The sequence below is a fragment of the Enterococcus sp. E4-223 genome, from assembly GCF_035727065.1.
Classification (GTDB): Bacteria; Bacillota; Bacilli; order Lactobacillales; family Enterococcaceae; genus Enterococcus_B; species Enterococcus_B faecium.
Map to the genome: position 1 here is coordinate 71,408 of NZ_JAPMLH010000009.1, position 12,619 is coordinate 84,026.

Below are 12,619 nucleotides of genomic sequence, written 5' to 3' on the forward strand. Positions count from 1 at the left end.
ATAAGCAAGAGATTTTTCAAAACAGGAGGAGAATAGAATGAATGATTTATCAGAAAAAGTGATTGTCATCATGGGCGCTTCAAGCGGAATCGGTGAAGCAACAACGAAGCTGTTAGCAGAAAAAGGGGCTAAACTAGTTATAGCTGCACGCCGAGAAGATCGCCTAAAAGCAATAAAAGAATCTTTACCAGAAGCTGAGCTATATATTCAAACAGCAGATGTAAGAGATTTTGCACAAGTCCAAGCAGTTATCAATTTAGCGATGGAAAAGTTCGGTCGAATCGATGTATTGTACAATAATGCAGGAATCATGCCAACCGCTCCATTAGTTGAAGGTCACCGTGATGAATGGCAAAATATGCTTGATATCAACATCATGGGTGTGTTAAATGGAATTTCCGCCGTACTTCCAATCATGGAAAAACAAAAATCTGGGCATATCATTTCAACTGATTCTGTGGCGGGACATGTTGTTTATCCTGATTCCGCCGTTTATTGCGGAACAAAATTTGCTGTCCGTGCAATCATGGAAGGATTACGTCAAGAGCAACGGCAAAATAACATCAAATCTACGATCATCTCTCCAGGAGCTGTTCAAACTGAATTATATCAAACCATCAGCGACAAAAAGGCTGCTCTTGAACTTCATGAAGCGCAAAAAGAATGGGGATTGACCTCCGAAGATATAGCTTCTGCTGTAGCATTTGCGATAGAAACGCCAGACCGGATGTCTGTCAGTAACATGATTATCCGTCCGACGACACAGGAAGTATAATCCATAACGGATAATATCCAAAGAGAATTACTTGTTAAATAGTTATTCAAACGACCATCAATTTAAGGCGTGAATGGAGAAGAATATTCTTCATTTACGTCTTTTTATGCAGAAAAAGCAAATTTATCAAAAAGAAAAAAATGTTATTTAAATATGGACATTGACTTGCTTTTACTTTTTTAGTTACACTGTTATTTAGGAAAAGTTTCATAATTCAAAGGAGAAAAAAGATGAAAGCAAAGAATTTATTATTTAGCGTTATTCTTTTAGGAAATCTAGCAGTTGCCAACACAACAGTGCTAGCTGAAGAATCGACAGAAACTGTCGCAACTCAGACATCGAGTTCTTCAGAAACAGGAATTGAAAACGATACAGAGAGTACTTTGCAGTCAGCTACTGTCTCAGAAAATACAATTTCAACCGAAGAACCAACAACTGAAACAACAGAACAAACACAAACCGAAGACAGTACATCAGCAGAAGCTCAGAACAATCCAGAGAATGCAGAAGAAATCACGAATCAATTGACAGATGGGCAAACATTGACACATACCCATCAAGCAGATTTGTCGGAATTCGAAAACTATACTGGCTATGCTTTTTATGCTCGCTCATCTGCTAATTCTCAACAAGCGTTCATTGATAGTATTGCCTCAACTGCACAAAGTTTGGCAAGTGCCAATGACTTATATGCATCAGTCATGATTGCTCAAGCCATCGTTGAAAGTGGCTGGGGGAACAGTACTTTGGCTTCTGCCCCTAATTACAATCTATTTGGGATTAAAGGAAGCTATAATGGCCAATCTGTTACGATGCCTACTTCGGAATATGTGAATGGGCAATGGATTACGGTGAATGCCGCTTTTAGAAAATATCCTTCGTACAAAGAATCATTGCAAGATAACGTAACGGTATTGAAGACGACTTCTTTTCAGCCAGGCGTTTACTACTATTCCGGTGCATGGAAAAGCAATACGAACTCTTACAAAGATGCTACGGCTTGGCTAACAGGTCGTTATGCCACTGCGCCTAATTATGGTTCTACATTGAACAATGTAATCGAAACCTATAATCTGACACAGTATGATACAGCACCAACTTCAACTTCTCCGATGTATCGTCTGTATAACCGTCATACAGGAGAACATTTATATACATTGAATGCCGGAGAAAAAAATTATCTGCCAACTGTAGGCTGGGAATATGAAGGGATTGCTTGGCAAGCACCAAACAGCGGACAACCTGTCTACCGTTTATACAATCCTTACAGTGGAGACCATCATTACACAATGGCACAATCTGAGATCAACTCTTTAACAAAAATCGGTTGGCGTTATGAAGGTCTAAGTTTTTATTCTGGTGGTTCCAAGCCAATTTATCGACTATTTAATCCAAATGAAAAAACTGGTACCCATCACTATACCTTGAGTGCTAAGGAAAGAGATTGGCTAACACCGATGGGCTGGAGATATGAAGGAATAGGATTTTATGGTTATTAAAAAGAGGTTGTGAAAAAGCTGCCCTGCATCAAGTAATAAGAACAGCCAAACAAAAACAGCTTTTCATGTTTTTTGTTTGGTTGAACTTATTACCGCAGATGCAAGTTTTTGAACACCGTTTACTCAAAAAAGGTTGTGACAACATCTTGTCATAACTTTTTTATTACCGTTTAAGCATACTGATCCAATTTCTAATATTCGACGGGATTCTTGCAAAAGGCGATTTCGGAAATTTTTGGCGGTGTAAAATTTTCTACTGCAGAAGAGCTATCTTCTATAGTTTGATAGGAATCAATAATCTTGGTTTTAGCGTTGTGCTTTCTTTATCATTTTTTCCGTTCATTCTACAAAAAATTTCTTTTCTCTATACTTTTATATTGAGAGCGTTTTTTTTTATTACACAGCTGATTCTTTGACTTTTTTCTTTTTTTATTCTATTATTGACAAGTCAATCGTTGACGAGTCAATTATTAGAGAGGAGGAAATTATGTCTTTAGAAGAGATTAGTCACCTTTTATATCAAATCAAATTAGCCGATCAAAAAATCGTCCAGATCTTTGAAGAAAATATCGGTATAAGTCTTACTAGATACGAGATCATGATGAGACTGAAAGAAGAAAATCCATTGCTACAAAGCAGTTTGCAAGAAAAGTTGCAGATTGATCAAGGAGCAGTTACTCGTCATCTGAAGGTATTGGAAGCAAATGGCTATGTTTCGCGTCAGAGAAATCCTCAGAACAACCGGGAAGTGTATGTAGCGCTAACAGAAAAAGCCCAGAAGAAAATCGAGCATTGTGAAATGGACCATAAAGATACAGGTTCCGTGCTATCCCCGGCTTTCAGCGATGTAGAAATGAAACAATTTCTAACACTTTTAGATAAATTGAATACCCAACTTTGCAATATAACAACAGAAACGAAAGAGGTTAATAATAATGGAACAAAAAAATGATTTTTCAACAATTATGACTGGTAGAAGATCCGTTCGCGTATATGATGAAACATACAAAATCCCACACGAAGAAATGCTGGAAATGATCAAAGAAGCGACGACTGCACCTTCTTCTGTCAATATGCAACCATGGCGCTTTGTGGTCGCTGAAAGCGAGGAAGCAAAAGAAATCTTGCGTCCTTTGATCCGTTTCAATACGAGACAAAATGATACTTCTTCTGCAATGGTCATGATTTTTGGCGATATGCAATGTTACGAATATGGCGAAGAAATCTATAACCAAGCTTACGAATCAGGGAAGATGCCAAAAGAAGTCAGAGATCAACAATTAGCTGCGATCATTCCTTATTACAAGAGTTTTTCAAGAGAAGAAATGAACGATGTAGTCAAAGTCGATTCTAGCTTAGCGGCTATGCAATTCATGTTAGTTGCGCGTGATCATGGCTATGAAACAAATCCAATTGGTGGATTCGAAGCAGATCAGTTGGCAGAGGCATTTGGTTTGGATAAAGACCGTTATGTTCCAGTTATTATTTTATCAATAGGAAAAGCGGTAGAAGAAGGTTACGAGTCTGTTCGTTTAGCACCAGAAAAGATCACTACGTTCGAATAAAAGGTTTTCAGTTACTATTCAGTAGCTATTGCTTTTTTTGAATCGTGTGTGGTAACCTAATAAAAAGGAGGTCGGAAAAATGACTGCATCGATGAAATTACGTTTCGAACTTTTGAATAACAACTAAATAAATTCAAAAGACATGTATAAACAACAATTTCATGGATGGAGTATGTCCATTTTTTCGAACGACAGTAGAATAGGTGAAAGCTATGACAGATTTGGTGATTTAGTCATAGTTATTTCGTTCAGAGTAGGAAAAGATGTGATGCAGTTTTTTTGCAAACAGATTTTTCTGCTCTTTTTTAGTATCGATAATTGTTGTTTTACATGAAATAGGAGTGTAAAACATATGGAAAATTTAGCAGTAAATATAACAAATCTACAAGTCAGCTTTGGCAACCAGCTAGAACTATCTATTGATTCTCTTCGTGTCTATCAGCAAGATCGTATAGGGATCATAGGAGAAAATGGTGTCGGTAAATCGACTTTGCTCAAACTAATAGCCGGTGAACTTTTTCCCGATCATGGGAAAATCCAAACAGAGATCACCTTCAACTACCTGCCTCAATTAACCTATCTCGCTGAAGCAAAGGACCTAAATTTGGAATTAGCCAGTCATTTCCAGTTAAGACTGGAAGAAACTTCAGAGCGGAAATGGAGCGGAGGGGAAGAACGAAAGATCGAGTTGATACGTCTTCTTTCTTCTTATGAACAAGGGATGCTTCTAGACGAGCCAACAACCCATCTAGATAGAAAAAGTATTGATCGACTGATTGAAGAGCTTCGTTATTATTATGGTACGCTGGTTTTTGTTAGTCATGATCGCTATTTTCTAGATGAGCTAGCATCGAAAATCTGGGAAGTAAAAGACGGAGAAATCCGAGAGTTTTCGGGGAATTATAGTGCCTATCTCACTCAAAAGGAATTGGAGAAAAAGACTCAGCTACGAGAAGCAGAGTCGATCATGAAAGAGAAAAAACGATTGGAAAAATCGATCCAAGAAAAGAAAAAACAAGCGGAAAAGTTGGAAAAAGTGTCCAGTAAAAAGAAAAAGCAACAAATCAGACCGGATCGGTTGTCTTCCTCTAAACAAAAAGACAGTGTACAAAAAGCCATCCAAAAGAATGCGAAAACATTAGAGAGAAGACTCCAAAAAATAGGAGAAACAACCAAGCCGCAGCAGATGAAACAAATCCGTTTTCCAGTACCAAAATCTCTTGAACTCCACAGCCGCTATCCCATCATGGGACAAAATGTCCAATTGGAAAGAAGTGGGAGAACATTACTGGTAAATGGTGATTTTCAGTTTTCTTTAGGTAAAAAAATCGCGATTGTCGGTGAAAATGGTTCAGGTAAGACAACCTTATTAGAACATATCCGCAAACAAGGAGAAGGAATCCTTCTCTCTCCGAAAGTAAGCTTTCAAGTATATCAGCAAAAGGGTTATCAAATGACATCTGAAGAATCCATCATTCGTTTTGTCATGAGACAAACAGAGTTTTCAGAATCGCTTGTCCGTAGTTTGCTGAATCACTTAGGGTTTGCTCAGGAAACTTTGACGAAACCGTTATGTACATTAAGTGGGGGAGAAGCGACCCGTCTGACGATTGCTTTGCTTTTTACTAAGCCAAGTAATGTGTTGCTGTTAGATGAACCGACTAATTTTATTGATATGGCAACGATCGAAGCTTTAGAGAAGCTAATGCAAATATATCCGGGAACGATTTTGTTTACTTCTCATGATTCTTACTTTGTCGAGCGTACGGCTGATGAAGTTTATGAAATAAAAGGGCAGAAAATAAAAAAAGTACTTACGAGAAATTTTTAAATGTGCTACGATGATTTTCGTGACAAATTTAAAGGAGTGGTACAGATTGCCTACAAATAAAAAAGAAGGAATAATTTTTACAACAATGATGTGTTTTTTGATGGTCTTGGGGATGAGCGCGTATAATTTATGGCTGCATCAAGATCTTCATTTATCAAGTTTGTTGATTGGTCTAGTGCCTGGATTCGTGGTGGCTTTCATTTTGGATGTCTTCATCATCGGTGTGCTGGCGAAAAAAATTGCCTTTAAACTACCAGTAAATCCAGAAAGCAAGGTCCAAATGATCTTAACTATTTCATGCTTGATGGTTTTAGGAATGGTGACATGTATGTCTTTATTCGGTGTGATCATGGAACAAGGAATACCTGATCAATTATTCTCTGCTTATATGAATGCTTGGAAAATGAATGTGATTGCCGCTTTACCGTTGCAGTTGATCATCGTTGGCCCGCTTTCAAGAAGTGTGCTAAAAGCAATTCAAAGTAATGAATGATGGAACACTGTTATTTGAAAAAAGGCCTTGGCATGCTTTTTGTCATAGTCTCTTGAATGCAGTTCTAGAAAAATAGTGATCCGAACGATAGGTTTTGGCCTGTCGTTCGGATCGCTTTTTCTTTTCCAACTGTATTGCTCTTTTATTGAAGATAATTTGCTCTTCAATAGATATTTCTAGAAAGGTTCTGTTTATCCCTTACTCAAAAAACTGCTGCATTTGTTCTCTTACTTGCTGACACCATTGGAGTTCCTGCTGACAAAGCATAATTCTGCGCTGGATCACAACATAACGTCCAAATTCTTGTTTCTTGTCTAGCGAGAGGTCATTCAATTTTTTTTGATTTTTTTGCATGATTTTGTTCAGCTGTTGTTCTCTAGTGAATAGCAGTCCAGTAGCTGTTGTTTTATCGAGCGTCGAAAAAGCATAGATTTTTGCTAGAAATTCATCTTTTTGCGTAGGAGCGGGAGTTTCCTCTTTGATCCATTCCTCTACAAGAGCACGTCCTTCATCAGTCAAGTGGTAGATCTTTTTTTGAGAGTGCTCGTCTTTGTCCAAAACGGTCACATAACCCTGCTGGTCTAACTTGGCAAGCGTTGTATAGATCTGACTGTGATGGGCTTCCCAAAAAATTGTGATCAGCTGCTTCAATTCATACCCAGAACGTGGTTTGGATAAAAGCACGCATAATAATATATAGGCTAAAGTATTCATAAAAATCCTACCTCTCGTCTTATTTTCTTTATTATATCACAGTAAAGTTTCCACGTTTTACATGTGCATATTGACATGTAAAATAAATCATGTATGATGCTAATAGAGAGAAAGGGATGGAAATATTGGAGAATCAAATAGATATACAAGAACAAACAAATGAAGAAACAAAGGGGAAAAGTTCAGCGCTAGTTGTAGCAGCTACCTGTATGATCGCTTTTATGGGAGTGGGTCTAGTAGACCCAATCTTAAAAACGATTGCTGCACAGTTAAACGCTACGCCAGCTGAAACGACCCTGTTATTTACTAGTTACATGTTAGTCACTGGTGTGGTGATGCTATTTACAGGTTTCTTATCTAGTCGGATCGGTTTGAAAAAAACATTGATGACAGGATTGTTTATCATCGTTGTATTCGCTGGTCTTGGCGGATTATCTGGGAATATCGGAATGCTGATTGGGTTACGTGCCGGCTGGGGTGTCGGGAATGCTTTATTTGTCTCTACTGCTTTAGCAACGATCGTCAGTATTTTAGTTGGTAACACAGAAAAAGCAATCATGATGTATGAAGCAGCACTTGGCTGCGGAATGGCTGTTGGCCCTCTAGTCGGTGGGGTCTTGGGCAGTGGTTCATGGCGTTATCCATTTTTTGGGGTAGCATTTTTGATGTTTTGCGGTTTTATAGCCCTAGCGGTACTTTTACCTGAAACTGAGAAACCAAAGAGAAAAGTAGGCCTTTGGGAAGGTGTCAAAGCGTTAAGCAATCATAAACTTCGTTCAGTTGGACTAATCGCATTGTTATATAATTTCGGATTCTTTACTTTACTTGCGTATGCGCCATTTTTATTGATTGGCTATTCTGAATTAGAAGTCGGTTTTGTATTTTTTGGCTGGGGTGTGCTTCTGGCTATTGCTTCGATTTTCGTTGCACCGGCTCTTGAGCGGAAGTTTACGACTTATCGGACAATTTTAGCAGCATTTGTCTTATTCATTATTTGTTTGCTGTTATTAGGAGCTGGAACTTCTATGCCAGTCCTTGTACCGATCAGCATTGTGTTAGCAGGATTTTTCCAAGGAATTATCAATACACTGTTGACGACGATTGCTATGGAAATACCAGGTCTGCAACGAAACGTTGCTTCGTCCAGCTATAGTTTTGTCCGCTTTTTCGGTGGAGCTTTAGCACCATTTATTGCAGGTGTGATTGGTGAACATATTGGTGAAAGCTATGCGTTTTATTTTGCAGGTGCCATTGTTCTTATCAGTGTATGTTGTATCATTTATCACCGTAATTATTTTGCTACAAATGAAGAAGAATAAGAAATCAGAGGTTGTGAAAAAGCTGTCCTGCATCAAGTCATAAGAACAGCCAAACAAAAATAGCTTCTCATATTTTTCGTTTGGTTGGGCTTATTACCGCAGATGCAAGCTTTTGAACACCGTTTATCAGGAGGTTGTAAAATCAGCGTTTTGTCCTGAGTATTAGAGAAACAAACGGAAAAATAGTTCCTCATATTTTGCCGTTTTTTGAGCTAATACCGAAGGACAGCTGATTGAACACCGTTTAACAGAGGTTGTAAAATCAGCGTTTTATCCTAAGTATTAGAGAAACAAAACGGAAAAATAGCTTCTCATATTTTACCGTTTTTTGAGCTAATACCGAGGGTCAGCTGATTGAACGCCGTTTACCAAGAGGTTGTGAGACTGTCGTTTAACTCTGAATCACAAGGAAAAATTTCAAAAAACAGTTTCTCATGTTTGTTGAATATTGTGACTTATGATTGAGGAGTTGGCAGAAGAACACCATTTATTCGGAAAAAGGGGATGTGACACGATTTTTGTCACATTCCCTTTTTTTCTCAAAATAATGAAACTGGAAAATTTTCAGTAGGTAAGCTAAAATTCATTTAAGAAAAAGAATGGGGGGATAATAGATGCTGGAAGAATATTTTCAGGAAGTCGGGTTGACACTCGTTGAATTACCCATTGAATTTTCAGATGATCGGTTGATTTATCGTGGCTATATCAAAGAATTGCCAATAATCAATGCGGAAGGTGAAACTAGAAAAGCGATGCAGCAAAAAATAGCTGGTATGTATCAGGTGTATCGGGAACAGCTACTGGCTGAATCAGCGGAAGAAGAAAAAGAAAAAACGATGAACTTGTCCATGGATGAGCTGCTTCGTTATTATGATGGCGAAACATTTGACGGATTTTCGCTTCTTAACGAAGAGGAAACAGATTTACCAGGCAGCTGGTAGGCGAACACCGTTTATATGGGAAGAGGCTGGGACAGAAGCGTTTAACTCCAAGAAATAAGAAGAAATTCACGAAAATTGCTTTTCAAATTTTTGTGAATTTCAGCTTATTTCCGAAGGAGTTGCTTCTGCTCCCGCCGTTTATACATGTTTAGAGCGTGGGACAAAAGTTTTTCTTTACTTTTGTCCCACGCTCTAAAAAGTCCGGCAGTTTTTTGCCGATCTTCAAGGCACTCTACTTATCGTACGGATATTTTTTAGCGGAAAGTCCGATTCAAGTGGCTTTTATTCAGCTGATATTTATAAGATAAGTGAAAAATCCCAGCAATCAGTAGCGTAATCGTATAAGCGATTGAATGATCGAAAAAAGAATAGTAATTGATTGTCGCTAATAAGCATAATGCAACCATGTAACTAATGTGCAAGCGTGTAACCAGCCCTTTTGGCCCGATTTTGTCAAAATACTGCGACCATTTTTCCCGTTGACTCCCTATGCTTCGTTTTTTGAATTGAAAGAAAAGGGATAAAATACCGACTCCCAGAAAAGCAGCGATATTCAGAGAAATAAGGTAAATAAAAAAAATCATTAAAATTTCAAACATATTGACACCTTTCTAGTTGGATAGAACCTTTACAGAAAAAAGGCAAAAGGCGGGAATAATGTTTCACACGAAACATTATTCGCGGATTTGTCCATCGCCATAAATGATATATTTTGTGGAAGTTAATTCATTTAACCCCATTGGACCACGGGCATGCAACTTTTGAGTAGAGATACCAATCTCTGCACCAAAACCAAATACCGATCCGTCTGTAAAACGAGTGGAGGCATTGACATAGACAGCCGCCGCGTCCACTTCATTTAAGAAACGTTGACTAGCCTCATAACTATCTGTCACGATCGTTTCTGAATGTTTAGTATTATGCCGATTGATATGTGCAATTGCTTCATCCAAAGAATCGACCACTTTGACAGCAAGGATATAATCTAGATATTCAGTATCCCAATCTGTGTCTTCTGCTAAAGCAGCCGTCTCTAGATATTCTAACGCACGAGCATCCGCACGTAAAGAGACCCCGTGTTCTACCAGTTCTTTTTCAATAGCTGGCAAGAAAAAAGGTGCGATCTCAGAATGGATCAGCAATGTTTCTGCCGCGTTACAGACAGATGGACGGGAAGCTTTTGCATTGACGATGATGTTCACTGCCATAGATAACTGTGCTTCTTTATCGATATATACGTGATTATTTCCTGTACCTGTTTCAATGATAGGTACCGTTGCCTGTTCTTTGACTCGTTGGATTAATTTTGCTCCGCCTCGAGGAATCAGCACATCTAAGTATTCTGTCAATCGCATCAACTGTCCTGCAGTTTCATGAGAAGTATCATCGACAAACTGGATGGCATAAGGAGATTCGCCAGCACTGACCAGTACTTGCTGCAATAATTGGACTAATAATTGATTCGAGAAGAATGCTTCTTTGCCACCGCGAAGGATAACGGCATTCCCTGATTTGAATGCTAGACTAGCTGCATCTGTCGTGACATTTGGACGAGATTCGTAAATGATGCCGATTACGCCTAGTGGCACGCGCTTTTTGCCGATTCTCAATCCGTCGGTGTTCGTCCACATCTCATCTACTTTTCCAATAGGATCGTCTAACGAAGCAATTTTTTCGATCTCTGTAGCCATGGCATTGATTCGCTCAGGTGTCAGCTGCAAGCGGTCTTGCATCGTTTCACTGATATTGTTTTCGACTGCTTTTTCTAAGTCTTTATGATTTGCTTCAATGATCGCTTGTTGATTCTTTTTGATGGTTTGTGCCATTTGAACAAGTAGCTCATTTTTGCGGTTTGTAGGCATAAGTGCTAGTTGTTGCGCGCTATCTTTTGCCTGTTGTCCTAATTGCATCAAGTCAGTCATTTCAAGTCCTCCTTAAATAAAGTACCTACTTCTTTTCCTGCAAGAATATCAAAAATAATTGCCGGATTTTTTCCATTTGCTAAAATCATTGCGCTGTTTGCTTCAAATATCCTAGAAGCGGCTTTTAATTTACTCTGCATACCGCCTGTTCCAAATGTGCTACCAGCACCACCTGCTTGTGCCAGAATCTTTTCATCGATTTTATCGATATAGCGATACATCTGAGCCTCGGGATTTGTAGTCGGATTATCTGAATAAAACCCGTCGATATCAGAAAGGACGATCAAAAGGTCTGCCGCGACAAGTTTTGCCATGATGGCTGACAGCTGATCATTATCGCCAAATTTTGTCAGATGATCTAATTCATCCACTGCTACAGTATCGTTTTCGTTCACGATAGGGATCGTGTCCATAATCAAAAGCTGTTCCAATGTATTCCTCACATTTTTACGACTTTCAGGATAATCTACCACGTCTCTTGTCACGAGGATCTGTGCCGTCTGTTGATTATATACACTGAATCTTTGATTATAGATATTCATCAGTTCGGCTTGACCAACAGCCGCCGCAGCTTGCTGTTCAGGGATCAAAGTCGGACGTTCTGACAAATGTAATTTATGCATACCAACGCCTACAGCTCCTGATGAGACTAAGATCACTTCCTTTCCCCGATTTCTAAGATCAGAAAGGACAAAAGCTAACTGATCGATTGCCGCAAGATTGATATTTCCATTGGGATAAATCAATGTACTTGTTCCTACTTTGACAATAATTCGTTTTGCATTTTTAATTTCTTTACGCATGTGACACCTCAATCAAATATCCACTCATTAATTTCGTTCTATTCTACTTGTTTTGACGAGTAAAGTCATGTAAAAAATAGTTTTTTTGTACAACTTGCAGTCGTTTGGAAAAAGAACGAATTAATGGTTTACTTTAAGATAGCAGAATTTCTTGAAGAATTTGTAAAGAAAGTCTTTTACAGCCTCGGATATGTTAGAATAGGAGTAGTTTATTTAGGGAGGAAAACCGGTGAGAAAAAGAGGATTTGAAGTTATTTCTAAATATAAAGATCAAAATATCAATCTACCGCAGCGCGCTACACATCATGCTGCTGGCTATGATTTTGAAGCAGCAGAAGAGGTCGTGATTCCAAGTATCTGGAAAGCAGGCTGGAAAAAGGGGTTGGAAACAGTCGCAGATGGATTGAAAAAAGATGTATCAGAAAATGAAAAACAATTGAAACCAACCCTCGTGCCTACTGGAATCAAAGCTTACATGGGAGAAGATGAATTTTTGCAGCTTGCTAACCGTTCAAGCAATCCGTTGAAGCGGTTTTTAGTGTTGACAAACGGAGTAGGTGTGATTGACAGTGATTATTACAATAATGAGGCAAATGAAGGCCATATCATGTTCCAATTCACCAACTTTGGTTTCAAGGATGTAGTGATCAAAAAAGGCGAGCGTATCGGTCAAGGGATCTTTTTGCCGTTTTTAAAAGCAGATCAAGATCAAACGACTGCTCAACGTCAAGGCGGATTTGGTTCTTCCAGTAAATAA

Annotated in this window: 13 protein-coding genes; 9 read left to right on the top strand and 4 right to left on the bottom strand. The window is 38.6% G+C overall.

Annotated elements, in window-relative coordinates; all coding sequences use genetic code 11:
- Nucleotides 1–37 precede the first annotated feature (37 nt).
- From OS139_RS12095 to OS139_RS12120, 6 genes are all read left to right on the top strand, one after another.
- Nucleotides 38–775, top strand: a complete 738-nt coding sequence (locus tag OS139_RS12095; RefSeq protein WP_002307739.1) for an SDR family oxidoreductase — start codon at nt 38–40, stop codon at nt 773–775.
- A 230-nt stretch (nt 776–1,005) separates the two neighbouring features.
- Nucleotides 1,006–2,274 (top strand): glycoside hydrolase family 73 protein, encoded by a 1,269-nt coding sequence (locus tag OS139_RS12100; RefSeq protein WP_002287463.1) that lies wholly within the window; start codon nt 1,006–1,008, stop codon nt 2,272–2,274.
- A 487-nt stretch (nt 2,275–2,761) separates the two neighbouring features.
- The gene (locus OS139_RS12105; protein ID WP_002287461.1) at nt 2,762–3,226 is read left to right on the top strand and encodes a MarR family winged helix-turn-helix transcriptional regulator; all 465 of its coding nucleotides are present in this window, start codon (nt 2,762–2,764) and stop codon (nt 3,224–3,226) included.
- Complete coding sequence (locus OS139_RS12110) at nt 3,210–3,839, top strand: nitroreductase family protein (protein WP_002287459.1); 630 nt, start codon at nt 3,210–3,212, stop codon at nt 3,837–3,839. The genes OS139_RS12105 and OS139_RS12110 overlap by 17 nt, the downstream gene beginning before the upstream one ends.
- Nucleotides 3,840–4,191: 352 nt before the next feature.
- Nucleotides 4,192–5,670: an ABC-F type ribosomal protection protein Msr(C) gene (msr(C), locus tag OS139_RS12115; protein ID WP_002287458.1), complete on the top strand. Its 1,479-nt coding sequence runs from the start codon at nt 4,192–4,194 to the stop codon at nt 5,668–5,670.
- 46 nt (nt 5,671–5,716) lie between these two features.
- Nucleotides 5,717–6,163, top strand: coding sequence for a DUF2798 domain-containing protein (locus OS139_RS12120; protein WP_002287457.1), 447 nt, complete (start codon nt 5,717–5,719; stop codon nt 6,161–6,163).
- A gap of 198 nt (nt 6,164–6,361) precedes the next feature.
- Here OS139_RS12120 and OS139_RS12125 read toward each other — a convergent pair whose 3' ends face one another.
- The gene (locus OS139_RS12125; protein ID WP_002287456.1) at nt 6,362–6,877 is read right to left on the bottom strand and encodes a PadR family transcriptional regulator; all 516 of its coding nucleotides are present in this window, start codon (nt 6,875–6,877) and stop codon (nt 6,362–6,364) included.
- Between the two features lie 116 nt (nt 6,878–6,993).
- On the opposite strand from OS139_RS12125, the gene OS139_RS12130 reads away from it, so the two are divergent.
- Entirely contained in the window at nt 6,994–8,196 is a 1,203-nt protein-coding gene (locus OS139_RS12130; RefSeq protein WP_002296013.1) for an MFS transporter, read from the top strand.
- A gap of 614 nt (nt 8,197–8,810) precedes the next feature.
- Nucleotides 8,811–9,137 carry a hypothetical protein gene (locus OS139_RS12135; protein WP_002287453.1) on the top strand — a complete coding sequence of 109 codons (327 nt, stop codon included), beginning with the start codon at nt 8,811–8,813 and terminating at the stop codon, nt 9,135–9,137.
- A 254-nt stretch (nt 9,138–9,391) separates the two neighbouring features.
- Here OS139_RS12135 and OS139_RS12140 read toward each other — a convergent pair whose 3' ends face one another.
- From OS139_RS12140 to proB, 3 genes are all read right to left on the bottom strand, one after another.
- Nucleotides 9,392–9,736: a hypothetical protein gene (locus OS139_RS12140; protein ID WP_002332250.1), complete on the bottom strand. Its 345-nt coding sequence runs from the start codon at nt 9,734–9,736 to the stop codon at nt 9,392–9,394.
- A gap of 75 nt (nt 9,737–9,811) precedes the next feature.
- Entirely contained in the window at nt 9,812–11,059 is a 1,248-nt protein-coding gene (locus tag OS139_RS12145; protein WP_325066958.1) for a glutamate-5-semialdehyde dehydrogenase, read from the bottom strand.
- Nucleotides 11,056–11,862, bottom strand: coding sequence for a glutamate 5-kinase (proB, locus tag OS139_RS12150; protein ID WP_002287451.1), 807 nt, complete (start codon nt 11,860–11,862; stop codon nt 11,056–11,058). The genes OS139_RS12145 and proB overlap by 4 nt, the downstream gene beginning before the upstream one ends.
- A 229-nt stretch (nt 11,863–12,091) precedes the next feature.
- Here proB and OS139_RS12155 point away from each other — a divergent pair, with 229 nt between their 5' ends.
- Nucleotides 12,092–12,619, top strand: coding sequence for a dUTP diphosphatase (locus OS139_RS12155; protein ID WP_002287450.1), 528 nt, complete (start codon nt 12,092–12,094; stop codon nt 12,617–12,619).